The following is a 24,557-nucleotide window of genomic DNA, read 5'->3' on the forward strand; positions in this document are numbered from 1 at the left end:
CTCGGACTTGCGTAGCTGAACCAAACGGCCTCACAGGCAGTCGCATCCTGTGGAGTAGAGCAGCAGGAAGAGGGCCGTCATGGCGGTCACGGTGAAACCGACAGCGGTCAGGGCGGCGAGGCCCCGACGGCGCCCCTTCGCGGGGGTGCGGAAGGTCTGCCAGGCGCCGTGGGCGAGGAGGAGGCTGAGCAGCCCAGCCCCCGCGATGGTGAAGCGCGGGCTGAGGGACCAGCTCAGGTAGGCGATCAGAGCCAGGCAGCCGAGCAGGGCACAGGCGAGCAGGCTGAGGATCACCTCGGCGACGGCTTCTCCCAGCGCCTCGACCAGGAAGTCGCCGACGCCTTTCGCTGCCCTGCGGACCCCCATGACGCTCCTCCCTCTTGCGTCGAGGCCCCGAGCGGGGCCTGGTATGGAGGACCCCCGCCGAGCCGGAATGGTTGCCGGGGTGCTCAAGAGTCGCCTACTGCGGCACACGGTCACACCTTGACGAAGGACATAGAGGCACCCCCCAGGGCGCGAGCCCGGCATCCTGCTGGAATGCGTGCCGCAGGAAGTCCGCGTTGGGGGCGAGCTCACGCGTGGTGTCCGTGGTTGCGTGCAGCTCCGACTGGCGGCCTCGGCCCTCGTGGGTGAACCGGCCTTCGGACACGAGGCGTTTGATGCACAGCCGTACCTGCTGGTCGCTCATTCCCAGGGTGTTGGCGACGGTGTACAGCTCATCCGCGTCGACGGCGCCGTCCTCGCGGATCAGCGCCTGGACGAGCGTGCGGGTGGGAACCTCGACGTGGTCGGTCTCGGCACTCACAGATCTCCCGCTTCTTTTGTTCCGACCGGGCGGTGCATGGTGGTCACCGCGCCGAATCCGAGCAGTCCGCGCAGGTAGGGCGTGTGCTCGGTCCGTGAAGCCGCGCCGCTCGTACAGGGCCCTGGCGCGCGAGCTGGTGTCGATCACGTCCCGTCCGATCTCCCGGCAGTCCCGCTCCGCCGCGACGGCGGCTACTTCCTCGATAAGCAGGCTCCCGACTCCCCGGCAGCGCCTGTCCGGGTCCACGGCGGTGCCGTCCATGACGAGGCGTCCGGGGGCCGGGTGGCGTTCGAACAGGGCGAGCAGCAGGAGTCGGTGCAGTCCTCGCAGGTGTCCGTACGCGCACTACGGCGCAAGCCGATCCTCCGGTGAGGGCCCGCCCGTCGTGCTGGTAGCCGGCGAGGCCGACTAGCCGCCCGTCAAGGAGTACGCAGATCGCTCGATCGGTCTTCAGATGGGCGGCGATAAAGGACACCGCCTTGCCCGGCGGGTTCAGGGCGGGACCGAGTTTGCGGCCGAAGGCGTCCCAGTACAGCTCGGCCGCCCGCCGCTCGGCCCCGGCCGGAACACCCCGTCGCGCTGTCACCGGTCCGGCCCCGGGACCTGTCGCGTCCAGTCCCCTGCCGTGCTCCCTTTCTCCCTGAAACCGAGACCCAAATCTATCTAATTCTCAGCGATCGTTCAGTCAGTGATAGTTTAGGTGTCCACTCAAACCCGAACAGAGGCAGCCATCCCATGTGTCCAAAGACCCAGCCCCGACGGCGCGGGCTCCGCGTCGCCGTGTGGTCACTCGTCACGGTCCTGACCGTGACCGCCGGCCTCGTCGGTGTGGTGCTGTGGCAGAACTCCTACGACATGGACGAGCAGCGGGTCTCGATCCGCCATGGCGGCCACACTCTCCACGGCGTACTGGCCGTCCCCAGGGACGGCCGTCAGCGCCACGGCCTGGTCGTGTACGTCCACGGCGACGGCCCCGTCGACGCCACCCACGACGACGGCTACAAGCCCATGTGGGAGACGAACGCCAGGGCCGGGTACGCCTCCCTGTCCTGGGACAAGCCCGGCGTCGCGGGCGCACCCGGCAACTGGCTCGACCAGTCCATGGACGACCGGGCCGATGAGGCGGCCGCGGCCATCGCCTGGGCCCGCGCCCGCCCGGACATCGACGGCGACCGGATCGGGCTCTGGGGCGCCAGCCAGGCGGGCTGGGTCCTGCCGTAGATCGCCGCCAAGACGCCCGTGAGCTTCGTCATCGCCCTCTCGCCCGCGGTCAACTGGCTCCAGCAGGGCCGCTACAACCTCCTCGCCGAACTGCGCGCCGACGGCGCATCAGCAGCCCGCATCAAGGCGGAGACCGCCAGGAGCGACACCACCCGCCGGCTGCTGGAACGCCACGCGGCCTTCGAGGAGTACGTCAGGGCCATGCACGGCGACGCCGACGGCATGACCGCCGACCGCTGGGATTTCATCTCCAAGAACTACACCGCGGACGCCACGCAGGACCTCCGCGCCCTGCGCGGCATACCGGTACTGCTGACCCTCGCGGGACACGACATCAACGTGGACACCGCCGACACGGAGCGCACCTACCACAAAGTACTGGACCCGGGCGGCGCATTGACGGTCGAGCACTACCCGGACGCGACCCATTCGCTGCTCAAGCGGTCCATCGAGCAGTCGGACCTCAAGATCACGCTCACCGCGCTCTTCTCCCCCCGCTCACTCTTCGCAGACGGATTCCTCGACAGCCAACAACAGTTCCTCAAGGAAATCAGCCCAGGCAACAACGCCACCCCATGACATTCCCGCAGCCCGGCCACACCATCTCCTGGCGCGACCCGAACATGACCACAGAACATCCCGCCCCGGGATGAAACACCGGACCCCCACGATCGATCCGGACTGGCCAGCGGGACTGGCAACGCCGGACGATCATCCACGGGGGCGGATGTGGGGCGGTGGCTGACCACGCAGCGGCAGGACCAGAACCCGCCCGGCCAAGGGCAGCGCGAGCGCCTGGCCCAACTCGGGGCCACGCCCGCGCCACAGCCGGCCGTCCCGGCACCGAAGACCTGTGGCCGCGGCAGGGAGCGGCGGCGGGGCGGCGCGTTCGAGCGGGGCCTCGCCGCGCTCGCCCAGTACAAGCAGCGGGAAGGACACGAACAACCCGTCCCGAGCAAGCACGAACAGCAGGTCCAGGCCGACCGCCAGGAGTACGTCGTGAAGCACGGTGTGTTCATCAGCAACACCAAGAGCAGACGCGACCGGCTCACCCCCGAGCAGCACCCAAGCCCTCGCGGAGCTCGGGGTGGAATGGGCGTGACACCGGCCGCGCCCGGTCGTCGAACCGGTCGAACGGCACTGCACAGAGAGACCCCGGGCATAACCGCCCGTGGTCGCGTGCTGTCGGCGCTGCTGGCATTACGGGGCGCCGTCCGGGGTGTCAGCATTCCGCGAGCCGGGCAGGGGGTCTTCGCAGATGTGGCCGGTCCACCGCTCGATGGCGCGGCTCGGGTCGGGGGCGTCTTCGGAGTACAGCACGTAGCCATCCCCGTAACTGGCGCCGTTGTAGAAGCTGACGATGTACGGATGGCCCGGGCGCAGCACGTCATACCGGTTGTCAGCACCTGCGGTGCTGTATTGGCCGTCGCGCTTGACGTCGACCGACTGTCCCAGCGCGAGTGTTCCTGACGACCCGCCCTTCAGTGCCGTGTCGATGCGGGCTTTCACGGTCTGGACTCCGCCCGGCAGTTCGGGCTCTTCTTCGAGGTAGCCGATCGTGCCGGTGATGGTGACGAGTGCGAGGTTGGTGCTCTCCGTGGCGGCGCACTCGGGGCGGGAGAGGTCCGGTGCGCACAGGCTCTCGGGGTGGTGGTCCCGGCGTCCAGCCACCATGTGTATCCGCCCCAGCCGCCGGCTGCGACGACAAGGAGGACGGCGGATCCGGTCGCGATGGTGCGGAGGGATTTCATGTGTCAGCCCCAGAGGCGTTCGTAGTTGGCCTTGTCCACGTCGGTGGGGGCCTGGAGCGGGGTCCGGCGCGGCTGGTTGGACCACATGACGGACAGCACGTTCTCTGTTTTGTGGCACAGCCCGAGTGCGTGCCCCAATTCGTGCACCGCTACTGCGCGACGGGCGTCCCGGGTGTTGAACGGTGATTTGTCCAGCCTCTTCTTGTTGAAGTAGATGTGGTCGATGCCGTTCTTCTGTTCCCAGGTGCCCAGCGCGGAGCTGTTCTTGGACCAGTCGCGCCATTCGACATCGTTGACCGCGGTCACGTGGTCGGGGGCGATCCTGATCAAGCTGAGTGCGCCGGATCGCTGATACCACTTGCCCGTCGCCCACCCCAGGGCGTCGTTGTACTTGGAGTCGTCTTCCCACAGCAGTTCCTCGCCGCCGTCCACGCTGGACACCGACTCCCGCTCCGTGACACGGGATTCGGAACACGACGCCGGTTTCGCCGTGTAGGAGAACGCCTGATGGGCGCGGGTTCCCGCCAGGACGATGAGGCCACCCCCTGCCGGGACGCCTACGAGAGGGGCGGCTTCGTCCTCGACCCCGAATCGATCCGCGACACGTTCCAGCGGGTCTTCCGGGAGTACGTCGACATGCTGGAGGCCGTGCACGAGAAGGCGCCCCACGCCAAGGTCATCACGGTCGGCCACCCCACGCTCATCGTCGGACGCCACCACCTGTGACCGGCAGGACACCACCGAGCTGGCGGCCGACATCAAGGACGCCGAGACCCGGCTCTCGGCCACCCACGGCGACATCGCCTGGCTGGGTGAAGTGAACACCGAGCTCAACGCGATCATCGAAGACGCCACGGAGCTTGTCGATTACGGATACACCTACGTCGACGTCGCCGCCTCCAGCGTCGGCCACGAAGTCTGCCAGCCCCGCGCCACGAAGTGGGTGGAGGGAGTCTGCGGCGAGGCCGGCCCGTACTGGCCCACCGACCTCACTCTCGGCCTGATCACCCTGAAGTGCTCCAACGGCAACCGGGCCACGCTCGTGCACCCGAACGCCGGCGGCCACGCCAACACGGCCGCCCTGGCCGAAGCCGCCGTCCGCCAGGCCCTGAGCTGATCGCACCGCCCGCCGCCCCTGGCCCAGCGGCCCGGGGCGGCCCGGACGCAAACACCCAATGCCAGGTTCGCCTCACATCGCGGACCCCACCCCAGTTCCGCCGAACAGGCCCTCACCGACCGCCCGGTTCCAGGTCCCGCCCGCCGACTCGCGGCGACGCCCTTCCACACCCCCAGCCCGGCCCGCACGCACTCCGCGGCACGAGCGGATTCCTTCCATCCGCCCTGCGGCCCAAGGGGCGCCTGTTTCCCGCCGGTGGAACAACGACCACAGATCCAAGTCAGCGGTGGCGCCGCGACGATCAGGCTCGCGGTGGTGCCGCGTTCGCTGCGGCCTGGGGCTTGCCCCAGGGATCGAAAATCGTAGTTTCGAAAATCGTAGTTTCGAAAACTTGATTTTCGCTTCGTGGGGTGGCTAGAGTTCTGGTGTCAACTAAGAACCGGGTTCGGGAGCAGCTATGACCGAGGCACCTGCGGCGTCGCGCCGCCGCAAGCTCACCCCGGAGCGGGAGCGTGAGTTGCTGCTGGTGACGGCCCAGCTCGTCGGCGAGGTCGGTTATGAGCAGGTGACCATGGCTGCGGTAGCGCAGCGGGCGAAGTGCAGCACGGCGACGCTCTACCGGCAGTGGGAGAGCAAGCCACGGCTGGTGATCTCGGCGTGGAAGGCGCTCACCGCAGAGTCCGGGAAGGACTTGTCGAGCATCGATTCCGGCAGTCTGCGCGGCGACCTGATCGAGGTCGCGCGGTTCCTGGTGGCCGATGATCCGGTCAAGGACACCTTCACCTCGGTTCCGGCCGCCATCGTCCGGGACGAGGGTCTCATGGAGATCGTGCGCGAGATCCTGATCCACCCGATCCTGCGCGATCTGGCCCAGCTGTTCGAGCGTGCGGTGGCCAGAGGAGAGATCAGGGCAGGAAATCCGGTCATCGAGCTGGCGGACCAGATCCTGCTCGGCCCGTGGCTCGCGCAGACCATTCTCCACGGGACCCCTGCGACCCAGGAACTGATGGAATCCGTCGTCGAGCTGGTGCTCCTGCCGGCGCTCACCGCACAGCCCGCCACCGCCTGACCCGACCCCGGCCCTCACCGCCTTCCGGCCGCACCTTCCAGCACTACCAGCGACTCCGCACGCCCTGACGACGGACTATCACCGCTCGTCCCCCTCGTATGCCCTCTCCAGGCCCGCACCTGCCTCAGGCCGGGCTCAGGGCACCGCACGTCCAAAAACACCATCGACCTGGAGCGTCTCCCTCATGGCCACCTTTCTCCACAAGATCGGCAGGGCCGCGTTCAAGCGGCGCTGGCTGGTCGTCCTCCTCTGGGCGCTTCTCCTGGGCGCTGTGGGCATCGGCGCCTCCGCCAGCTCGGGCCCCGCCAGTTCCAGCATCAGCCTGCCCGGCACGGAGGCCCAGCGCGCTTTCGATCTCCTCGGCGAAAAGTTCCCGGCGGCCAACGCCGACGGAGCCACCGCCCGAGTCGTGCTGCGCGCACCCGACGGCGAGAAGATCAGCGCCCCGGAGAACAAGTCCGCCCTGAAGGCGGCTTTGGCTGACATCAAGGACTCTTCCTCCCGTATAGGGCAGATCAGCGACCCCTTCTCCTCCCGGGCCGTCAGCGCGGACGGCACCACCGCATACGCCCAAGTCACCTACACCACCAAGGACTCCGACCTCACCGACGGTGATCACACCGGTCTGGAGAAGGCTCTCGAATCGGGCCGCGACCAGGGGCTGGCAGTGGAGGCCTCCGGCAACGCACTGGCCGCCCCCGAGGGAAGCCACACCGCTGAGGCCATCGGCTTCGCCCTGGCCGCCGTCATCCTGCTCATCACCTTCGGCTCCCTGATCGCCGCCGGCCTGCCCCTGCTCACCGCGCTCGCAGGAGTCGGTGTGAGCATGACCGCCATCACCGCGCTCAGCGGCCCGCTCAACCTCAACAGCAACGCCTCGGCTCTCGCCACGATGCTGGGCATCGCGGTCGGCATCGACTACGCCCTGTTCATTGTCTCCCGGTACCGCTCGGAGCGCGCGGACGGCTACGACGCCCGCGAGGCCGCCGCTCGTGCCAACGGCACAGCGGGTTCCGCCGTTGTTTTCGCCGGGCTGACCGTCGTCATCGCCCTCGCTGGTCTCGCGGTGGTGAACCTGCCCATCCTGACCGCGATGGGCCTCGCCGCCGCCGGCGCCGTCGTGATCGCCGTCCTCGTCGCCACCACCCTGGTTCCCGCCCTCCTCGGCTTCGCCGGCGAACGCGTCCGTGGCAAGAACCGAAAGAAGCCCCCCGCCCCCGTAGCCGACCCCGCCAAGCCGGGCCTGGGGCAGCGCTGGATCTCCTACGTCCTGCGCAAGCCGGCCCAGATGCTCCTCCTGGCCGTGGTCGCACTCGGCGTGGTCGCACTCCCGGCCACTCAGCTCGAACTCGGGCTGCCGGACGACGGCTCCAAGGCCGCCTCGTCCACCCAACGCAAGGCATACGACATGCTGTCCGAGTCCTTCGGGCCCGGCTTCAACGGCCCCCTCACCGTGACCGTCGACGACCAGGACCCGGCCGTCGCGCGCGGCGGCGCCGAAGACATGGGCAAGTCGCTCTCCCGCCTTCCGGACGTGGCCGCCGTGACCCCGGCCACCTTCAACGAGCGCGGCGACACCGCGATCATCACCGTCATCCCCAAGAGCGCACCGGGCAGCGACGCCACCAAGAATCTCGTCACCGACATCCGGACCCTGGCCGGCGACCTCCAGTCCGACACCGGTTCCCGCTCCCTCGTCACCGGGACCACGGCCCTCAACATCGACATCTCCGACAAGTTCAGCGCGGCGATCGTGCCCTACCTCGCCCTCGTCGTCGGCCTTGCCGTCCTCGTGCTGATCCTCGTCTTCCGGTCCATCCTGGTCCCTGTCAAGGCAGCCCTCGGATTCCTGCTCTCCGTACTGGCCTCCCTCGGAGCCCTCGTCGCGGCCTTCCAGTGGGGCTGGCTGAAGGACCTCATCGGCCTGGAACAGACCGGCCCGATCATGAGCCTGATGCCCGTCCTCATGGTCGGCATCGTGTTCGGCCTGGCCATGGACTACCAGGTGTTCCTGGTGACCCGCATGCGCGAGGCATACGTCCACGGCGCCGACGCCCGCACTGCCGTCGAGACAGGCTTCAAGCACAGCGCCACCGTCGTCACCGCCGCAGCTCTCATCATGATCAGCGTCTTCGCCGGATTCGTCGGCTCCCACGACGCCATGATCAAATCGCTCGGATTCGGCCTCGCCATCGCCGTTGCCTTCGACGCGTTCGTCGTCCGCATGACGATCATCCCGGCAGCGCTCGCCCTCCTCGGCAAGCGCGCCTGGTCCCTTCCCACCTGGATCGACCGCATCCTGCCCAACGTCGACATCGAAGGCGAAAAACTCGCCGGACACACCCCCACCACCCCCACCGTCCGCGAACCCGGCTACGCCGGCTCCACGGACCACAACCGCTGACAACCCCGCCCCACGGGCCCGCGGTTGCCACGGCACCGCGGGCCCGCCCCCTGCCCCAAGGACGCGCCGATGCACCGAGTACTCCTCGCAGGCGGCCCAACCCTCGTCCGAGACGCCTACGCACGCGTCATCGCCGCATCCCCCGCCTTCGCGCTCCCGGCCCAAACACCAACCCTTTCCGATGCCCTGGCAAATCTGACCACCTGCGACCTTCTGCTCATTGACGCCCAAGAACTCATCCGAGACACATCCGCCGCAGCCCAGATACGACTGCGGCACGCGGCCGCGTGCACCCGGGTCGTCGTGCTCGGGCACGTCGCTCCGGCCGAACTGCCCTTCCTCGCGGGTGCCGGTGTGACCGGCGTGCTCGGCCCCTACCTCGAACCCGACGATTTCCTCACCGCACTCGACGTCATCCACGGCGGCGCCATGCTCATCTCACCTGCGCCCGCCCACGCAGCCCCGACGCCTGCCTTCCGCGGACCGCTGACGCCACTGACCCAGCGCGAACGAGAAGTGCTCACTCTCATCGCCACGCAGCCCGACAACACCGCCATCGCCAAAGCACTCGGCGTAAGCCCACTCACCGTCAAGTCACACATCAACCGAATCATGCACAAACTCGCAGCGTCCAGCAGATCCCAACTCGTCGTGCTCGCCTACGAAAGCCACCTGATCACCCCAGGCACTCCGGCCGCCACAAGGACGGCTGAAGCCGAGCACCACGCCCTGACCTCCCGCCCCGGCCAATCCTCCTGAGAGCCAAAAGGCCCTGCGCTCGCCGACACGGTCAGAAGCCGCCCCCATCACCGCGACAAGACGACACCCCGAAGAATGAGCGAGCGGGCACGCCCTCTGGAGCTGCGCAGTTCCACACGCCGCTGACCTGGGATGATGCCCCATGGAAACAGGCTGCCCCTGGGACTCCAGGCCGACCGTCGATCTCCGCCGTGGCGTTACGACGCCGTCGTGCTGTTCGACCGGCTGACGAGCACCGACCTGAACACCGTGCCGGTCACGCACCCAGCTTCTGCTCGGGCAGGGGAAGCCGAAGATGGCAGCGAGAACACCGGGACCACATAGCCATCGGACGACGCAGTTGTCGCTGTCGGCAACGTCGTGCACATCCAGCTGAAGTTCGCCAAGGGGCACACCGAGCCCAGGACCTTGGTCGTCTACACCTCTTTTCAGAAGTAAACATGACATACGAGAAGCGGCAGCTGACCCCGCGCCAGATCACCGGCGGCATCTCCGCGTCCACGGTGCGCCGCTTGGTTGCGCCAGGACGCGCTCAAGTCCTGGCAGTACCGGTCCTGGATCTTCATCCGCGACACGGACTTCCGCGCCGGGGCCCAGCGGGTCCTGGACCTGTACGCCCGCTCCTTCGAAGGAGAACCCCTCGGCGCGGACGAGTACGTCGTCTCCAGCGATGAGAAGACCTCGTTCCAGCCCGCTGCCGCTGCCATCCGACCCTGACTCCGGGCCAGGCCAGGGCGATGCGCGTCAACCACGCCTACGGACTCGGCGGCGCCCTGGCCTACCTGGCCGCCTACGACGTCCACCAGGCCCAAGTGCCTAGGCCGCTGCGAACCGCGCACCGGCATCGACGCGTTCATGAGCCTGGTCGTCCAGGTCATGACACAGGAACACTACGCCAGCGCCAGGCGTGTCTTCCGGGTCGTCGACAACGGCTCCTCCCGCTGCGGAAAGAGGGCCGCCGAACGGCTCACGGCGGCGTTCCCCAACGCCGTCATGGTCCACACCCCCGTGCACGCCTCCTGGTTGCACCAGGTGGAGATCTACTTCTCCGTGGTGCAGCGCAAGGTCGTCTCACCCAACCACTTCACCGAACTAACCCAGGTCGGGGACCGGCTCCGAGCATTCGAAGACCGCTACAACACCACGGCACAGCCGTTCCAGTGGAGGTTCACCACCTCCGGCCTGGACGATCTTCTGGCCCGACTCGACCGGCACACCCGCCGACCGACACCAAGAATCCTCCGTCGCCCTGGCAGCCTGATCACCCCCCGAAGGACTTCCGGAACGGACCACTTGGCGCTCCGCTTGGCCCTTTGGCGTTGTAGTTGGCCTCGATACGCGTTCCAGTTGGTCCGCGGAGTGACGGCGCCCGCCTCGTACCTGCATGTCTTCGGGAGAATGCCCGTGCTGGCCGTCCACAAGGCATCCGGCAAACTACGGACGCATGACCCTCTCATCGCGCTTCACCCTTCCGGGCCAGGTCCGAGCTGTGGCCACGTCCGATCCCTCCGGGCCGTTGACCGTGACCGGTTACGGTGCGAATCCCCTGGTGACTGTGATCACGAGGGTTGACCTCTCAGGCAAGGTGGCGTGGCAGCGTACCTATCCCGGGACCGGCAGACCCCAATCCCGTCTGTCCACGGAGGGCACGCTGTGGGTCGCCTATCCGGATGGCGACGGCCGGCTGCTGGACGGTGTTCTGCCGGACGGCTCCACCGGCCCCACCGCCCGCCCGGAGTGCGGCCCCGATGAGGAGATCGGGGCGTTCGTCCTCCTCAACGACGGGTTCGTCATCTCTTGGGTCAGTGCCTCCCGCAGGGTCCGTGGAGACCGAAGCCGGCCCACGTCGGAGCCTCGCGTGGCCCGGTACACGCGAGACGGCGAGTGCCTCTGGTCCGCTCCGATCGCGCTCGGTGCGGTGTCGTTCCCGGGCGTGGTGGAGATGGGAGTCCGGACCGGATGGGAGATCCAACCGCGCAGGCCTTGGGTCCCGGAGGAGATCGGCGTAGACCGCTGGGAGCCACTGCTCGTATCGGCCGACCGGGTCGCAGCCACCTTCACCGACGCACGGGGCGGCATCGGGCGGACGTTCTTCCTCAACCTGGACAGCGGCGAGACCGTCTCGGCCACCTCTCCCGCTCCTACGGGCCGAAAGGCGATAGCGGGCCCCGGCCAGTTCCTGATCGGATCTCAGGGCTATGGCGCGTTCACGACCGGCCGTTTCGGCCGGGACGGCGCCGAAACCGCGCGCTGGGCCAGCCACGGGGCCATGCTCGTCGACAGGAACGGCCGCGTCAGCGGTCCCGAGCTCGAAAACCACCTGCCGTCGAGATCACGCTTCCAGCGGCTCGCACCGGACAACACCCTCGTGGACGGGCCTGCGCTGACGGGCTACTACACGTCCCACCCCGCGATGGACTGCGAGGGAACCACCGTGTTCTGGCGCGACGGCAAGCTGCTCACCGTGGACACGGACCTCGCCGGACACGAGCTGTTCGCCATGGACGACAGCCGAGCAGTCATCGGTCGCGCGCTCCTGCTGAGCGCCGGCAATGTCGCCATCTCCCTGGACAACGAGGTCCTGGTCTTCCGTACACCGCTGGGTCCCCTGGCCGAGGGGCCCTGGACGTGCGGGGAAGGGAACCTCCAGGGCAATCCTCTGCTGAGCTGAAACCGCCGGCGGAGTCCGGCCAGGTGCGCCCGCGCGAAAAGGAGATGCCGGCTCTGGCCGGCGCAGGCAGGATCTCTGCATGACGACCGACGTCAGTGGAATGATCGAATGCCGGTCGGGGGCCCGCCTATGGGGCCCCGATGATGAGGACTCCGTATGGGAGGTGGGCATCGATCTCTTCCTCCTCAACAGGGGCAACGCCTACGACGGCCTGGCCTGCCTCTTCGGAATCCGCAACTCCTACGGTTTCCGTCCCCTGGCGGAAGATCGTGGCTTCCCGGACGATGCCTCGGATGGGCTGCGAGCTGAGTTCGCCGGCTACGGCGGCCCCCACGATGTGCACGGAACCACCTGGCTGACCTGGGCCGAACTGGACACCGCGGACTGGCAGGAAACCAACGCCTCAGGCACACGAACCCGCGCCTCTGCCGCAGGGATCGACACCGACTGGGGCCGGGTCTGGAGCGTCATGCACATCCTCAGCGAAATCCACGGCTCGGCGAACGTACGTCTCGTCGTCTGGTTCCACTGACGGACGGCTGTGCGCGCTACTTGGCCAGGCAGGCCAACTAAACCGTGACGGGCGCAAGAGCTTCTCCTGGCGCGACTACCGGGACCTGCTGATCGCCGCCCACCAGCAGCTCGACGGCCCCATCGTGCTCATCTGGGACAACCCCAACGTCCACAAGGCAGCCGCCTTGAGAAAGTTCGCCGAAACCCGCGACTGGCTGACCATCCACTACCTGCCGCCCTACGCACCCGACCTCAACCCCGTCGAAGGCATCTGGTCACTCCTACGGCGCGGATGGCGCTCCAACGTCGCTTTCAGCACCCCAGAACACCTCGTCCAGACCGTCCGACGCGGCCTGCGGCACATCCAATACCGCAGCCACCTCATAGACGGCTGTCTCACCGAGACCGGCCTGACCATCCGGCCTGCCTGACCAGCAGCACGACATCCCGAGTTCAACCTCAGTAACGCGCTAGGTCACAGATCTGGTCCATGGGCTGCGGCTCTGACGTGCATCGACCAGATGACGTGAGACGGTCCGAAGATCCAGATCTCAGGGGAAGTGGTTCCTGGACGTTTTCTCTCTCGGGTCTCAACGGATCTGGTCCAGCGAAGGCGGATCGGATCGGATGCAGGTCAGCCACTGTGGTCTGGACGGGAAATCACGCAAGCCCCACCGGCTGCACCGTGAAGGATGGCCCTATGGTTCACCAGATCGACGTACCCCGACCCGACGACGCTGCAGCCATAGGCCAGGTGCAGTTGAGGGCCTGGCTCCAGACCTACCTCAACGAGGGAGCGGGGATAGATGCGGCGTGGATCCACGAGCACCGCGGGTCCGCTGTGACCGTGGAGGGCATTGCCCAGTGGCAAGAGTTCATCGAGGAGGCCGTGCGGCAGCCGGATCTGTCGTTCTGCCGAGTCGTTCGCTCCGGGGCGGAGATCGTCGGGTTCCTCTGCGGGCGCCGAGATGAGGTGGTCACCCTCGGGCCGATGTATCTGTTGGACAGCGCCCAGGGCCAAGGCGCCGGCGGTCGGCTGATGGGCGAGTTCCTGGCGTGGGCGCAGGACGCTCCCATGCGCCTGTGGGTGACCGATGACAACGAGAGGGCGATCCGCTTCTACGAGCGGTACGGATTCAGGACTACTGGTAAGCGTGAGCTCTGGCGAGGCAAGCTGCCCAACGTGCGCATGGTTCGTGAGTCCGAGCTGGGCGACAAGACCACCTAGGACAGCGCGTGAATCGGAGCAGTTCATCTGAGATAGAGACCAGGCCAGCCGAGACGGGACAAGTCGCCACGAAATATCCCGGACCGCTGTGGTGGTGGCCCGTCTCAGCGACGTTTGGTGAGTCTCATCGAGGTTTGACCCTCAGGGTGGATTGTCCTGGCCGGGTACAGACGTCATGATCGCGGGATGGCTGAAGAGACGGTTGTCGAGAAGACCTGGCGGCTCATGCTGGAGGGGCATCCCACGGCACGGCGGGGAGAGCCCGCAGTCATGGAGGCCGCTTACGCCGAACCTCGGCTGCGGGCCTTGTTCCCGTTTCCGGGCCACGGGGCGCTCACCTTTCACCGCAACACACAGTTCCCCTGGAGCAACGACCTGCCGTTCATCGTCGGCGACGCGCAATCGTGCATCGTGTACGCGCCACTGGGTGCGTCGCCGCGCGTCCTGGGCGAGTCACTCACACCCAACGAGGCGGCCGCGCTGGTAGCGGCCCACCTGCCGCACGACTGCGGGCCGGCCTTCGAGGGGCCATGGCCCCCAGCGGAGAGCTCCACCGACTGAACCAGCCGCAGAGCAACAGCCCCCTCCCGGTCAAACTTCGCTGAGACGGGACACTGGTGTCCCGTCTCAAGTTCTGGCTCACCTTCCATGGCGCAGGCACTCTGAGTAATTCGGTTGGGGATGGAGTCCTGGCTGACTAAGCTCGCTTCATGGGTGGACCAGTGTTGGTGATTGAGTTGGCGGAGCCCGTCCCGCCCGCATCAATCCAGAGGCTCCGGGAACTCCTTGTCCGCTCCTCATCTCGCTTTGAAGAGAATCGGGTCGGCGAGTATGACCTGAACATTCATGCGGAGAGCCTCGGCATAGCGGACACGGGGGGCGTCGATGAGCGTCGGCCTGTCATGGTCTCTCTCATGGGACCTGGCATCGGTGACGAGGCCATCTTCACAGCAGAGCATGCCGACGAAGTCGACCAGGAGCCCCTCATTGGCTTCACCCCGACCCATGCCGTCGATGTCATCGCGTTCTGCAACCGGCCCGTCGACCATGTCGTCACGGCCCTGCTGACCGCTGCCGTCATGGACGTGATCGGCGGCGTTGCCAACGCCGAACTTCGTGAGGATCAAGTGCCGATCGTGGCTGGCCTTCCAGGCATCGTCGCGACGATGACAGATCCGTGGTCTGCTGCGTATGGTTCAGCAGAATTCCTCAGAGCCTGGGCTCGACAGCCCGGTTTCCGGCTCCTGAAGTAGCCTTAGACCAGCCGGTTTCCAGGCCAGAAGCACACACTTGCGCAACAACGTGAAGCCGGCGCGGCCGAACATCTGACGCTTGAGCATCCTGATCCGGTTGACGTGCCCTTCGACGACGCCGGAGTTCCCGGGCAGGGTGAGGCCGGCCGCGACGGCATCACGGTCGAGGTCGATGCCTGCGGCCAGGGTGTGGATGGGTGGCAAATCGTCTTGCCGGACAGCGTCGAGCCATTCGGGTTCGCCTTTGCGCCCGGTGAGCATCCGGGCGAAGGAGCGGAGGTTCCCGGTCAGGGCGTCCAGCTCCGGGCACTGAGCCAGCAGACTGGGTTCTCTGGTACGTCTGGCCGAAACGGTCGAAACCTGAAAGGGCGCGCATGCCCCACGCCCCCGAGTTTGCGTGAGAACGCACTCCAACTCCCAGGTACCGAAGCATGCGATACATCAAACTCGGAACGACCGGACTGGAAGTCTCCGCCATCACCTCGGCTGCATAAGCCTCTCGCCGACATTTACGATGTAGCGCTCAACTCGTACTGCCTTCAGGCCAACTTGCCTATCGCTCCGTGGAACAGCAACGCCAACCGGGCCAGGGCACTGTGCTCCGCTTCTTGAACTTCCGCGCCTGCGAGCGATCACGCGCAAGCTCCTCAAAGGACCGCCGTCGGTCGATAGATACAGTCACCAGACGGTTCTCTCGTGAATGCGTTGTGGTCTACAGCAGGGTGTCGCGCAGGGCGCGGCCGTCGCCGGGCATCACGTAGCGGCGGGCGGCGAGGGCGTTGTCAAGGGGGTCGCCGATCTGGTCACACAGCGGGACCAGGACGTCGGCCTCGGTGTCGGACGGGTACGGCGGAGCGACTTCGAGCATCAGCTCCCCGAATTGGTGGGTGTGGATGGCGAGGCCGTCGACGACACGCGGCGCAGCTCGGTGAGCGCGGGATCCGCCGACGGACTGACGGGCTGCGGAGGCGGCGCGGTGCGGACGTCGCTGACAGCCTGGCGGACCACGGCGCGCACTGTGGGCTCATCAAGGCCTGGAAGCTGCTGTGGGTGAGCGCGGCAATCCGGCGGGTGAAAAATCAACTTCACGACGGTGTCCGTACGACTGGAGACGGCGGCCAGGGCCCGCTGGGGCAGGCGCAACCCGTAGCGCGATGGCCGGACCGCCACTCGGCCCGTCCCGGCCGGCTGCCGGGACGGACCGTAGTAGCGGTCCAGGGTTGGGCTCAGCGGTTGCTTGCGCGCCGGCGTCGGCGGAGCACGACGGCTCCGCCCGCGAGGGCGAGCGCAGCGCTGGAACCGCTGGCAAGGAGCAGGGTGGAGGATGGGGCGCCGTCCTCCGTGCGCTGGAGGCTGTAGCCGCTGGAGTAGCCGGTGGTGTCGTACGCCGAGCCGGGCAGCTTGTCCGCGTAGCGGGCCTTGACCAGTTTCTGGTAGGTGCTGAGTGACACCGATGCCTGGCCGCCGAGTCCTTGCCGGGCCTGGTCGTTGAGGGGCTCGACCGTGGTGAGTTTGAGCTGGTACCAGCCGCGGATCTGCGGCTCGGTGAAGACCAGCGTGCCCAGGGCGGCTTTGCTGGCGTATGTGGCGTCGCTGTCGCCGTCGCGCACGGCTGCCAGGTGCCAGCCGCCGCCCTGCGTGGGGGCGAGCATGACGGTGGCATTGCGGCCGTTGACAGTGGTACTGAGCGAGGAGACCAGCTGTGTCAGCTTGATCGCCTCGGCGGGCAGTGGCTTGGCGGTGCCCGCGACGAACCCGGGGGTGATCTCGTTCAGTGCCACCGGGTCCTTGATCGTGAAGGCGGGGAGGCCCTGGCAGGGCTCGGCCGTTTCGGGGATCGTCTGCACCGGCCCGCCGGTGCCGCCGGTGGGTACCGGAGTGCGCAGGAAGCGGCAGACGGTGTTGCGGACGTCTGTGGACTTCACCGCGTCGAGGGCGGCCCGGTAGTCGGGGATGTCGGCCGGGAGCGGGTCCTTGGCAGGGGTCGCGTGTGCCGGACCGACGACGGACAGTAGCGCGGATGCACTCACTGCGATGCCGAGGAACAGACGGGAGGAGCGGTAGGCCGCCCGCTTGCTGGACGTTTTGGTGCCGCTGGTGTCGCTCATGTCGCCTGCCTTAGCGGGAGATACCGATGCGGGAGTGGGTCCACTTGGACGAGCTGTTGCTCACGTAGTCGTTGTAGTTCCACCACGTGTACGTGGTGGTGTCCGGCCACGGGTCGGCCACGGCGATCGTGTTGTTCGACGTGTCGAAGCCGTAGACCACGTTCATGTGGCCACCCCCGGACGTCCACCCGATGCGGGCACCGATCGGCCGGGCCGCCTTGACGTCGGTGTACACCTGGTTGAACGTGGCCGCGCTGCTCAGGCCGGATCCGGTGTGGGTCATGCCGAGGCTGCTCCAGCCCTTGGCCATGTCGTCGAGCGTGGCGGGCTGGTTGTTGCAACCGTAGTAGGGCTGGGCCCGGTTGCAGAAGTCCGTCTGTGTGGAGCCGAAGCCCTGGTACTTGGCGATGGTCAGCCCGGAGGCGACCCAGCACCACTGGGTCTTCTCCTGCTTCAGCATGCTGATGTTGTCCTGGCCCGCTTCCGCGTGGGCTGTGCCTCCCGCGGCCGCGAGCGATCCCGAGGCGGCTAGCGCGATGGCCAACGTCGTGGTCCTGTTCCTGAACCTGCCCATTTTCCTGCCTTCCCCTGATGGGTACAACGAGATGAGCGGGGCGATCTGGAACGAATATGACAGCGCATCACATCTCGTACGCATAGGGGGCTTGCACGAAGTTACTCCCTATTGATTACTTTTCAGCAAATGATTCAAGTCGGCACTTACAGCTCACGCCTCCTTGCCGAAGTGGGGTGTGATGCTCACTACTTGCCAGCCCTCGGCGGGTGCCAGGCGCTCCGTGCGTGGACGCGGCAGCACCGTCCCGGCCAGCGCCCGGCGGTCTCCGGTCAGGACGCCGGGGCGGCCCGCCCCGGCGAGGACCTCGATCACGAGAGCCGTGTCCGGGCCGGTGCAGGTCTCCCCCTCGGCCACACTCCCACCGGACTCTCCCCCGCCGACGAGCCCCCGGCCGATTCGCGCGGCAAGCCCCGCAGCGAGACGGGCCGACAGCCGCACCCCGTTCTCCCCTACTGGGACCAGGGCCGGACGCCGGGGCCGGGCTCGCGGACCGGTGAACCCCACGACCCTCGCCTCAGCAGTATCCGCGTGCCGCACCTTCACCCTTCTCTGCACCGATCAAGCCGAGGCGCCGCGTAGGGTGCCGACGTGATCGTCCGGTGTGTGCAGATCGTCAGCCCCACGAGCGGAGAGGTGGTGAATGATCATCCGGGAATCCGGGTTGGTGTGGAGTACCCGGTCCTGGAAGTCGTTACAACCGAGCGTCAGGTGCTCCTACGGATTCCCGAGCGGTCCGACGTCATGGTGGAGCGAGACGCTCCAGGGCTGTGGGATGCCTCCATGTTCACCGTGGTCAACGGCCGGATGCCGGACTGCTGGGAGGCGGGGCTGGAAGATGGCCGGTTGACGTTGGCGCCGAAGGCATGGCAGCGCCCGGGATTCTGGGACGACTACTTCGACGGCGAACCGTCCGCTGGTGATGAATACGAGCGTTTGCGAACGGAGGTCATCTCCCAGGCGTGAACTCCGACAGATGATCAACGTCGATGCTCACAGGGATTGACCGGTCCCTCGCGAACGCCAGGCTTCGATAGGCACTCGAAGCGCAGGAAGGAGTCACTCAGCTCAGCAGCAGGGGCCGTCTCCGCCGGCGGCCCGCCGTGTCCGATGCGGGCCCGGCAAGGTGGTCAAGTCGATGCAGCGGTTACTGCCCAGCGGCTCGATGGTCGGTCTGGAGGAACCGCAACGCCGGCGCGGACAGGTCCGCGCCGGCAGAGGACCGCGCGATCATCGCCACGGACCGTCCAAGGCCGGGCACGACGAACGCGGCGCTGCTGTATCCGGGCCCGCTACCTCCGTGGCCGAATGTGTGATGCCATCCGTCGATCATCAGGCCGAGTCCGTAGCCCGGTTCGCGCCAAGGCGGGCCCGCCGCGACCGGCGTCACGGTCGTCATGGCCGCCAGCGATGGGACCGAGAGCAGTGGCCTTTCGAGCAGTTCGGTGAGGAAGCGCACCAGGTCCGCAGGAGTGGCCCACGCAGCCCCTGCCGGTCCGGCCCATCGTGTGTCGTAGCCGGTCTCGGTCAGCCCGGCGCCGGGCGCGGGGTAGGACGTCGATGCCATTCCCGCAGGTTCGAAGACCACTTCTGCCAGTGTCTGCTCCAACGGCGTGGCGGTGACCTCCTCGATGAAGGCTCCGAGCAGCCAGTATCCGAGATTGCAGTAGCGGAACCGCCCTGGCGCCGAGCGGTCACCGGCCAGCGCGATCGACGCGATCTGTTCCAGACTCCAGGGCTGGGCCGGCCGCGCGGCGACTGCGTCCAGGTAGGCGGGAGCACTCGCATAGTCGGGCAGTCCGCTGGTGTGGCCGAGCAGGTGGCGAACGGTGATGCCGGACGGGGCCTGGGGCACGCGGCGCGATACCTCGTCGTCCAGGGCGAGTCTGCCCGACTCGATCAGCCGCAGCGCGGCCGTGGCCACGAACATCTTCGTCACGCTGAACACCGGCTGGGCGGCCTTCACCCCTGTCGTGTGGAGACCACGGGAGTCCAGCACCGCCACCGCGATATCGGCGTCCCCATCCACATCCAGCCCATCGAACATCCGGCGATTGTCCCGGCGATTCGCAGTCGAGGCAACCTGGGCACATGTCCATCGAGGAGAGTGGCGGGCGTTGCGCAGCGGTGGTCATCGCTGTGCACAGCGGCTCCTCCTTGTGCCGCACGGCGGTCCATGGTCAATCGGGAACCCTGTCCACAAGACCCCCTCGATCCCCAGCGACCGAAACGACTCGTACCACGCTGGTGCCACCTCATAGTCGTCGGCTGAAGTCGAGCTTCCCGTCTTTCCAGATGACGGCTTCGCCGTCCAGGCCCGTCCCTGGGGCCAGGCCGTGCGTGCCGGCGGTCGCGAGGTCCGTCCAGTGGCTGGTGACGATCCGTCCGGACCTCGCGTACAGCGCCACACTGTCCTCGGTAAGGCGCAGCACCATCCGGTGGCCGTCGAACCTCGGCTCGTACCACCGGCCCGGCCCGCTCGGCAGCACCGGCACCGCCCTGGCCAGCACCACCCTGGTCGGGGAACTCCACACCGCGATCCTGCGACCCGGGAAGTACAGTGGCGCGGCGGGCGGTCCGGGCGGCCTCCTCGCCCGTGCGGGGCCGGGGCGCTCACGGCATCTGCTGGGTGAAGCGGGGTAAGGAGGGGCGCCGGTGGGCCTGGTCAGTGCTACCCCCGCGGCCGACCGGACCAGGCCTCCCCCGGACACCCCGACCACGCCGGGCTGCCCACCACTGGGAAGTGGCGGGCCGCTGACGTACCAAAGCTCTTGAGTGCGTGCTTCCAGTCCGTTCAGGCTGCGGCATCACGGGGCGCCAGCGTCCCGGACTCGCCACCGCGCCGCGCTTTCCTGGACGACCCCTGGAACGAAGGCTCCACCGATGCATGAAAGCTGTGGGGGAAATCGTGCCGCTCGGCTACGAAGGCAGCTGCCGGCGCGTCCGCGTCTACCTGTACAGGAAGCGCACCTCACCACGACCGGCGACCACCCCGCCGCCCTCGCCCCGCCGCCGGTGCCGCTCCTGTTCCTGCGGTATCAGTCGTCTCGCGGGCAGGTCTGCCGGTGGGGGATTCCGGGGAGGTAGGTGCGCCATTGGCCGGGGGTGAGCTGCTTTCCCGTGCGGCGGCAGATGGCTCGGATCGCTGCCGTCGGTGACAGATCGTAGGTGTGGGGCGGGGCGTGGTCGCCCGCCGCGCGCAGTGTGTGGTTACTGTTGAAGGCAAGGCTGCCGATGGTGTCCCCGGCTGTCGGGAGGGGGCTGCCGATACGCTGGTGGATTGTGGTGTCCCACAGCTGGAGGGTCCCTTCGTCACCGGCGACGGCCAGGGTCCGGCTGTCGGGTGTGAAGGCCAGGGCGGACACGTACTGGCGGGTGGAGGTGTCCGGGTCGGCGAGTTCGCCCAGCCTTCGTGTGATCCGGCCGTCCCAGAGCACGACCCGGCCGGAGCCCTCACCGACAGCCAGGTATTTCCCGTCGGGGCTGAACGCCAGGGCCGTGGCCTTGCCAGGGGTCCGTGCAGGAGGAAGCGGTGCGCCGGAGGGCAGTTGGTGCGCCGTGCCGTCCGATGTGGCGAGCAGTGTGCTGTCCGGGCTCAGTACTGGGCGGCCGGTGGCATCGGGGACGGTTGCGGTGACGGTCCTCAGCCCGAGGTCCCAGATCCCGGTGGTGGCCGACGTATCTGGCATCCCGGCGATAATCAGCTTCTGGTCGTCAGGAGTGAACGCGACGTTCTGCCATTCAGTCCTGCCGAGGTCGGCGCTCGTAAGAACCGTGGTGGTACGTCTTCGGGATATGTCATAGAGAGTGATTTGCCCCGGATCGGACATGCCTTTGATACCGGTCACACTGTAGGCGAGTGTCCGTCCTGTGGAGTTGAAAGCCAGCGAAACGCTGCAGGACTGCTGAATTTCGTCGTAGCGCGGGCAGGCCACCCGCGGTGGCGCCGCCAGGAGTGCGCCCGTCTTTCCGTCGAGGATGCGAATGAGGATGTGTCGCCCGTCCGGGTCCGCACGGGCGACGGCCAGTCTGGCGCCTGCCGGGCCGAACTGCGTCCGGTGGGGAGCGCGGTCCCAGCCGGACGCGAACGCCGGTGTCAGATCGAGAGTATGCACGGTGGGACCCCACGACCCGTCAGGGCGACCGAGGTACCGGAGTGTGCCTGACGTCGTGTCGAGGCGGAGGTCTTTGACGGTCTCGCCGGACAGTTGATGGCGCGCTGAGGGGAAGTCCGGGTGACTCAGCCGCCATACGAGGATCTCTGTGCCATCCGAGGCTGCCAGGTAGGAGCCGCCCGCACCCAGCACAGCTGTCGTGAGTCCGGTGTGTTTCACCGAGGGAAGTTCCCGGCCCGAGGCGATGTGCCATGCACGGAATCCCGTATCCGTGATCACCCCGAGGTACTGGCTGTCCGGGCTGAAGATGACGTGTTCGTGAATGCACTGTTCAAGAGTGGATCTGGGAAGCCATGGCGCGGGGATGCGGCGCTGCTTACCGACGTCCCACAACTGCAGTTGTTCATCCTGGACACACAGTGCCAGATAGCGGTCATCGGGGCTGACAGTGGTGTCGAGGGAAACGACAAAGGGGCGACGCTCCATCCTGAACTGCTGCAGCAGCGTTTTCTGCCAGGACCAAGGAACTCCTTCCAGGGCCCCGGTCCGGGACAGGCCGCCCGTCTTGGGCAGTTCGATCCGCAGGAGTTCCCGTCGTCTTTTCACGTCGACAAGTTTGACCGTGTACGCGGTCGCGTCGGAGTCGTAGACGGCAAGGCTGCGACCGCTCGGTCCCATCTCGGCTCCCTCCCGGGCGGCTAGTGAGGCAATCCGGTCGGTGCGGCCTGTGGCAAGGTCGCGCAGCGAGACCGTGTGACCGTCAAACACCGGCAGCCACCCGGCGTCTGCCCGGATGAAGCCCGCGCTGTCGAAGTCCCGGCCCAGCCCGGGACGCACGCCGATGCGCCGGTGGCTGTCGACGTCCCAGCGGGTCACCCTGTCCGCGCCCACACTGATCAGGGTGCGGCCGTCGGAGCTGAGGTGGCGCATGGACGCGGCGCTGCTGTCCGGGTCGGTGAAAACGTCCTGCTCCTTCTGCGCCATGGCACTCAACAGTGCCGACCGCGTCTCGGGCAGGTCGGCAACCCGCCAGGCGGCCAGGGACAGGCGCATGGCGGTCTGCGGGTCGGACAGGCGAAGGCTGGCCGCGGTGCCGACGATGCGGCGCGCCTCGGCTTCGCGGCTGCGTTGCTCGCTGGTCCGATTCTGCTGCCAGGCGACCAGGCCGGCGAGGAGACTGAGGACGAGGAGAGCGGACAGTGCGGTGATTCCGGCACGGCGGCGGTGGTTCTGCCGTTGCCGAGCGACGAGGCTGGCTTTGAGGAACTCGCTCTCGCCGTAGGTCAGTTCGCCACTGTGTTCCGGGCTGCCGAAATACTTGGCGGCTTCGTCCAGGCGGAGTCCCCGGTACAGGGCCCCGGTGTCACGCTCAAGGCTCTTCCAGCTGACAGCCGCTTCCGTGAGCCGGCGCTGAGCGCGAAGCCGGTCGCGGTCCGCGTCGAGCCAGGAACGCAGCCGGGGCCAGCCGGCGAGCACGGCCTCATGGGCGAGATCGACGCAGTCTTCGTCAAGGGTGACAAGGCGAGCGCGGGCGAGGCGTTCGAGGACGAGTTCGGTGTCCTCGGTACTGCCTGTGCCCAGCGCGGCGATCTCTGCGCGCCGGGCGGGGCGTCGGGTGTCCGGAGTGCCCTGGCCAGGAGTGATCAGGCGGAGCAGGATGCGCCGGGCCATGTCGGCCTGGGCGGGCGACAGACGCTGGTAGAAGTCCTCCGCTGTTCGGGCGATCGCCCCTTTGATGCCGCCCGTCTCGTCGTAGGTGGCCTCGGTCAGCACTCTTCCCCTGCGTCGGCGCCAGGTCTCCAGCAAGGCATGGGACACCAGCGGAAGGCTGCCGTCCTCGTCAGCGGATTCGCTGAGAAGCCGCGCTGTCAGCGCCCGCTCAACGACGAGGCCGGCATGCGCCGCGGGCTTGATGATCGCCTCGCGCAGCTCATCCGGGCTCATGGGCGGCACCAGCATGGTCGCTCTGCGGGCCGCCTCCGCGAGTGTTCGATGCTGGGTGAGGTGACCGTAGAAATCGGCGCGGACAGCGATCACGACGCGCATGCCGCTGCCGGGCCCGGCAGCGGAGCACAGCAGTTCCACGAAGCGCGTGCGTTCGCCCGGGTCCGTGCACTGCGTGAAGACCTCCTCGAACTGGTCCACCACGATCAGTGTGCTCTCGCTCATGACCGTGGGATTGAGCAGTCCGGCATGGGTGTGCGCAGGACGCGGTCCGGGCGCGAGGATACGGATCGCGGACGTCCGGTGGTCACGGATCTCGCCCTCCCGGATGCGGTGGAGCAGCCCCGCTCGCAGCAAGGAGGACTTGCCGCTGCCCGACGGCCCGACCACCACGACGAACTCTCTTCGGACGAACAGGTCGACCAGCTCGTCGACGAGACGATCCCGCCCGAAGAACCGGTCGTGGTCCTCGACGCCGAAGCGGGCCAGGCCCAGATAGGGCGGATCTCCTTCTGCCGAAGCCGCGTTGGCCTCATCCGCTTCCCGCAGTGCCTGTTGCCAGCGTTCTGCCCACTCCTCGGGGTCGCCCTCGCAGGCGCGGACATAGGCCAGTACGACCGGGAGCGTCGGCAGGCGTACTCCGGCGGCGGCCTGCGCGAGCGTCGCGGCCGAGTAGTGCTCCTTGCTCGCCATCGCCCGGTAGGTAAGCCCTCCGGCCTCGTGGCGTAACTTCCTCAAGGCGCAGGCGAATTCGGCGACAGGTCCCTCGGCCGCGTCCAGCGGCCGCTCACGACGTCCCATGACTCCCCCTCATCACAGGCTGCTGTTCGAAGCTACGAACCTCTGCGGACGTTCACAAGACGGCGCACCGGTGCCTGTGTGCCGTCCCGTAGTTGTCTGAAGTGGTGGAAGGGGTCTGCCAGACAATCTTCCGGCCGTGAAAGCTGAGGTCAGGAAGTCCGCGGCCGAGGTTGCGGACGGGGCTGCCGGCTGTCGGCAGCCCCCGGCCAAAGGAGGAAACACAA

25 protein-coding genes and 4 pseudogenes are annotated in these 24,557 nt (G+C 67.6%); 15 read left to right on the forward strand and 14 right to left on the reverse strand.

Annotated features, from left to right (window positions below):
* Window positions 1–30: 30 nt before the first annotated feature.
* The 3 genes and pseudogenes from OG251_RS00520 to OG251_RS00530 all read right to left on the reverse strand — a co-directional run.
* Window positions 31–366: a lysine transporter LysE gene (locus tag OG251_RS00520; protein ID WP_124721702.1), complete on the reverse strand. Its 336-nt coding sequence runs from the start codon at window positions 364–366 to the stop codon at window positions 31–33.
* A 142-nt stretch (window positions 367–508) separates the two neighbouring features.
* Window positions 509–805 (reverse strand): annotated as a pseudogene (locus OG251_RS00525) (PaaX family transcriptional regulator C-terminal domain-containing protein); the annotation flags it as partial.
* Between the two features lie 153 nt (window positions 806–958).
* Window positions 959–1,066, reverse strand: a pseudogene (locus OG251_RS00530) (GNAT family N-acetyltransferase); the annotation flags it as partial.
* A gap of 546 nt (window positions 1,067–1,612) precedes the next feature.
* On the opposite strand from OG251_RS00530, the gene OG251_RS00535 reads away from it, so the two are divergent.
* A complete protein-coding gene (locus OG251_RS00535) occupies window positions 1,613–2,026 on the forward strand; it encodes an alpha/beta hydrolase family protein (protein WP_326674935.1) in 414 nt (137 codons plus the stop codon).
* A gap of 18 nt (window positions 2,027–2,044) precedes the next feature.
* Window positions 2,045–2,605, forward strand: coding sequence for a hypothetical protein (locus tag OG251_RS00540; RefSeq protein WP_326674936.1), 561 nt, complete (start codon window positions 2,045–2,047; stop codon window positions 2,603–2,605).
* 132 nt (window positions 2,606–2,737) lie between these two features.
* Here OG251_RS00540 and OG251_RS00545 read toward each other — a convergent pair whose 3' ends face one another.
* The 3 genes from OG251_RS00545 to OG251_RS00555 form a co-directional block, all read right to left on the reverse strand.
* Window positions 2,738–3,034 (reverse strand): hypothetical protein, encoded by a 297-nt coding sequence (locus tag OG251_RS00545; protein ID WP_326674937.1) that lies wholly within the window; start codon window positions 3,032–3,034, stop codon window positions 2,738–2,740.
* 192 nt (window positions 3,035–3,226) lie between these two features.
* Complete coding sequence (locus OG251_RS00550; protein WP_326674939.1) at window positions 3,227–3,700, reverse strand: hypothetical protein; 474 nt, start codon at window positions 3,698–3,700, stop codon at window positions 3,227–3,229.
* An 80-nt stretch (window positions 3,701–3,780) separates the two neighbouring features.
* Window positions 3,781–4,218: a matrixin family metalloprotease gene (locus OG251_RS00555; protein WP_326674940.1), complete on the reverse strand. Its 438-nt coding sequence runs from the start codon at window positions 4,216–4,218 to the stop codon at window positions 3,781–3,783.
* 66 nt (window positions 4,219–4,284) lie between these two features.
* Here OG251_RS00555 and OG251_RS00560 point away from each other — a divergent pair, with 66 nt between their 5' ends.
* From OG251_RS00560 to OG251_RS44880, 12 genes and pseudogenes are all read left to right on the forward strand, one after another.
* The gene (locus OG251_RS00560; protein WP_326674942.1) at window positions 4,285–4,503 is read left to right on the forward strand and encodes a hypothetical protein; all 219 of its coding nucleotides are present in this window, start codon (window positions 4,285–4,287) and stop codon (window positions 4,501–4,503) included.
* A gap of 91 nt (window positions 4,504–4,594) precedes the next feature.
* Window positions 4,595–4,894 carry a hypothetical protein gene (locus OG251_RS00565; protein WP_326674944.1) on the forward strand — a complete coding sequence of 100 codons (300 nt, stop codon included), beginning with the start codon at window positions 4,595–4,597 and terminating at the stop codon, window positions 4,892–4,894.
* A 457-nt stretch (window positions 4,895–5,351) separates the two neighbouring features.
* Window positions 5,352–5,963: a TetR/AcrR family transcriptional regulator gene (locus OG251_RS00570; protein ID WP_326674945.1), complete on the forward strand. Its 612-nt coding sequence runs from the start codon at window positions 5,352–5,354 to the stop codon at window positions 5,961–5,963.
* Window positions 5,964–6,147: 184 nt separating this feature from the next.
* The gene (locus OG251_RS00575; RefSeq protein ID WP_326674946.1) at window positions 6,148–8,367 is read left to right on the forward strand and encodes an MMPL family transporter; all 2,220 of its coding nucleotides are present in this window, start codon (window positions 6,148–6,150) and stop codon (window positions 8,365–8,367) included.
* 69 nt (window positions 8,368–8,436) lie between these two features.
* The gene (locus tag OG251_RS00580; protein WP_326674947.1) at window positions 8,437–9,126 is read left to right on the forward strand and encodes a helix-turn-helix transcriptional regulator; all 690 of its coding nucleotides are present in this window, start codon (window positions 8,437–8,439) and stop codon (window positions 9,124–9,126) included.
* 516 nt (window positions 9,127–9,642) lie between these two features.
* Window positions 9,643–9,843, forward strand: a complete 201-nt coding sequence (locus OG251_RS00585) for a hypothetical protein (protein ID WP_326674948.1) — start codon at window positions 9,643–9,645, stop codon at window positions 9,841–9,843.
* Window positions 9,844–10,681: 838 nt separating this feature from the next.
* Window positions 10,682–11,797 carry a hypothetical protein gene (locus OG251_RS00590; protein ID WP_326674950.1) on the forward strand — a complete coding sequence of 372 codons (1,116 nt, stop codon included), beginning with the start codon at window positions 10,682–10,684 and terminating at the stop codon, window positions 11,795–11,797.
* Between the two features lie 79 nt (window positions 11,798–11,876).
* Window positions 11,877–12,329: a hypothetical protein gene (locus tag OG251_RS00595; RefSeq protein ID WP_326674951.1), complete on the forward strand. Its 453-nt coding sequence runs from the start codon at window positions 11,877–11,879 to the stop codon at window positions 12,327–12,329.
* A 43-nt stretch (window positions 12,330–12,372) separates the two neighbouring features.
* Window positions 12,373–12,741: pseudogene (locus OG251_RS00600) on the forward strand (transposase); the annotation flags it as partial.
* A 269-nt stretch (window positions 12,742–13,010) separates the two neighbouring features.
* Entirely contained in the window at window positions 13,011–13,538 is a 528-nt protein-coding gene (locus OG251_RS00605) for a GNAT family N-acetyltransferase (protein WP_326674952.1), read from the forward strand.
* 186 nt (window positions 13,539–13,724) lie between these two features.
* A complete protein-coding gene (locus OG251_RS00610) occupies window positions 13,725–14,099 on the forward strand; it encodes a DUF6193 family natural product biosynthesis protein (protein ID WP_326674954.1) in 375 nt (124 codons plus the stop codon).
* A 149-nt stretch (window positions 14,100–14,248) separates the two neighbouring features.
* On the forward strand, window positions 14,249–14,791 hold the full coding sequence (locus OG251_RS44880; RefSeq protein ID WP_365537465.1) for a DUF6368 family protein: 543 nt from the start codon (window positions 14,249–14,251) through the stop codon (window positions 14,789–14,791).
* Between the two features lie 21 nt (window positions 14,792–14,812).
* Here the strand turns inward: OG251_RS44880 and OG251_RS00620 are convergent.
* From OG251_RS00620 to OG251_RS00640, 5 genes and pseudogenes are all read right to left on the reverse strand, one after another.
* Window positions 14,813–15,106, reverse strand: a pseudogene (locus tag OG251_RS00620) (ISL3 family transposase); the annotation flags it as partial.
* Between the two features lie 397 nt (window positions 15,107–15,503).
* Entirely contained in the window at window positions 15,504–15,659 is a 156-nt protein-coding gene (locus OG251_RS00625; protein ID WP_326674956.1) for a hypothetical protein, read from the reverse strand.
* A 358-nt stretch (window positions 15,660–16,017) separates the two neighbouring features.
* Window positions 16,018–16,899, reverse strand: coding sequence for a hypothetical protein (locus OG251_RS00630; protein ID WP_326674957.1), 882 nt, complete (start codon window positions 16,897–16,899; stop codon window positions 16,018–16,020).
* A 10-nt stretch (window positions 16,900–16,909) separates the two neighbouring features.
* A complete protein-coding gene (locus OG251_RS00635; RefSeq protein ID WP_326674959.1) occupies window positions 16,910–17,443 on the reverse strand; it encodes a papain-like cysteine protease family protein in 534 nt (177 codons plus the stop codon).
* A 183-nt stretch (window positions 17,444–17,626) separates the two neighbouring features.
* Window positions 17,627–17,830, reverse strand: a complete 204-nt coding sequence (locus OG251_RS00640) for a hypothetical protein (protein ID WP_326674960.1) — start codon at window positions 17,828–17,830, stop codon at window positions 17,627–17,629.
* 249 nt (window positions 17,831–18,079) lie between these two features.
* On the opposite strand from OG251_RS00640, the gene OG251_RS00645 reads away from it, so the two are divergent.
* Window positions 18,080–18,439, forward strand: coding sequence for a hypothetical protein (locus OG251_RS00645; protein ID WP_326674961.1), 360 nt, complete (start codon window positions 18,080–18,082; stop codon window positions 18,437–18,439).
* A gap of 181 nt (window positions 18,440–18,620) precedes the next feature.
* On the opposite strand, the gene OG251_RS00650 is transcribed toward OG251_RS00645, so the two are convergent.
* The 3 genes from OG251_RS00650 to OG251_RS00660 all read right to left on the reverse strand — a co-directional run bounded on the left by OG251_RS00650 (window position 18,621) and on the right by OG251_RS00660 (window position 24,333).
* Window positions 18,621–19,520 (reverse strand): serine hydrolase domain-containing protein, encoded by a 900-nt coding sequence (locus OG251_RS00650; protein ID WP_326674962.1) that lies wholly within the window; start codon window positions 19,518–19,520, stop codon window positions 18,621–18,623.
* A gap of 208 nt (window positions 19,521–19,728) precedes the next feature.
* Complete coding sequence (locus tag OG251_RS00655) at window positions 19,729–20,007, reverse strand: ATP-dependent DNA ligase (protein WP_326674963.1); 279 nt, start codon at window positions 20,005–20,007, stop codon at window positions 19,729–19,731.
* A gap of 504 nt (window positions 20,008–20,511) precedes the next feature.
* The gene (locus tag OG251_RS00660; protein ID WP_326674964.1) at window positions 20,512–24,333 is read right to left on the reverse strand and encodes an nSTAND1 domain-containing NTPase; all 3,822 of its coding nucleotides are present in this window, start codon (window positions 24,331–24,333) and stop codon (window positions 20,512–20,514) included.
* Window positions 24,334–24,557: the final 224 nt, after the last annotated feature.

The organism is Streptomyces sp. NBC_01237, assembly GCF_035917275.1.
Taxonomy (GTDB): domain Bacteria; phylum Actinomycetota; class Actinomycetes; order Streptomycetales; family Streptomycetaceae; genus Streptomyces.